The sequence below is a fragment of the Peptoniphilus sp. oral taxon 836 str. F0141 genome, assembly GCF_000179335.1.
Taxonomy (GTDB): domain Bacteria; phylum Bacillota; class Clostridia; order Tissierellales; family Peptoniphilaceae; genus Peptoniphilus_A; species Peptoniphilus_A lacrimalis.
The window spans coordinates 1-1250 of sequence record NZ_AEAA01000128.1; the positions used below are offsets into that span (position 1 = coordinate 1).

At 40.8% G+C, this 1250-nt stretch carries 1 protein-coding gene; it reads right to left on the reverse strand.

The window, feature by feature from the left end:
- Positions 1–43 precede the first annotated feature (43 nt).
- Complete coding sequence (gene tuf / locus HMPREF9131_RS07250; protein WP_009346206.1) at positions 44–1237, reverse strand: elongation factor Tu; 1194 nt, start codon at positions 1235–1237, stop codon at positions 44–46.
- Positions 1238–1250: the final 13 nt, after the last annotated feature.

A 1250-nucleotide genomic window follows, 5' to 3' on the forward strand; every position in this document is an offset into this window, starting at 1 on the left:
ACAAAAAATAGCGGTCATAAATGACCGCTAAAATTTTTAATTATTATTCTAAGATTTTAGAAACAACGCCTGATGCAACTGTTCTTCCGCCTTCACGTATTGCAAATCTTAATCCTTCATCCATTGCTATTGGTGTTATTAGGGTTACTGTGAATGTTGCATTATCTCCTGGCATTACCATTTCTGTTCCTTCTGGTAATTGGATATCTCCTGTTACGTCTGTTGTTCTGAAGTAGAATTGTGGTCTGTAGCCGTTAAAGAATGGTGTGTGTCTTCCGCCTTCTTCTTTTGTTAGTACGTATACTTCTGCTTCGAATTTTGTGTGGGGATGTATTGAGTTTGGTGCTGCTAATACTTGTCCTCTTTCGATTTCGTTTCTTTGTACTCCTCTTAGTAGGGCTCCGATGTTGTCTCCGGCTTCTGCTTGGTCTAGTTGTTTTTTGAACATTTCTACTCCGGTTACTACTACGGATCTCTTTTCGTTTGTTAGTCCTACGATTTCTACTGTGTCGCCTACTTTTACTGTTCCTCTTTCTACTCTTCCTGTTGCTACTGTTCCTCTTCCTGTGATGGAGAAGATGTCTTCTACTGGCATTAGGAATGGATGGTCTACATCTCTTGCTGGTGTTGGAATGTATTCGTCTACTTCTTCCATTAGTTTTATGATTTTATCTCCCCATTCTCCGTCTGGATCTTCTAGGGCTTTTAGGGCTGAGCCTACTACTATTGGTGTGTTGTCTCCGTCAAAATCATATTCTGATAGTAAGTCTCTTACTTCCATTTCTACTAGTTCGATTAGTTCTGGGTCGTCTACTTGGTCTTCTTTGTTTAAGAATACTACGATTTTTGGTACCCCTACTTGTCTTGCTAGTAGGATGTGTTCTCTTGTTTGTGGCATTGGTCCGTCTGCTGCACTTACTACTAGGATTGCTCCGTCCATTTGGGCTGCTCCTGTTATCATGTTCTTTACGTAGTCGGCGTGGCCTGGACAGTCTACGTGTGCGTAGTGACGGTTTGGTGTTTCATATTCTACGTGAGATGTTGAGATTGTGATTCCTCTTTCTCTTTCTTCTGGTGCCTTGTCTATGTGGGCATAGTCTATGAATTCTCCGCTGCCGTATCTCTTATTTAATACTAATGTTATTGCTGCTGTTAGTGTTGTTTTACCGTGGTCAACGTGGCCTATTGTTCCTACGTTAACGTGAGGTTTATTTCTTTCAAATTTTGCTTTTGCCATAATTTTCCTCCTA

Coding starts and splice junctions, on each gene's coding strand:
- tuf (WP_009346206.1), bottom strand. CDS start 1,237: ATGGCAAAAGCAAAATTTGAAAGAAATAAACCTCACGTTAACGTAGGA.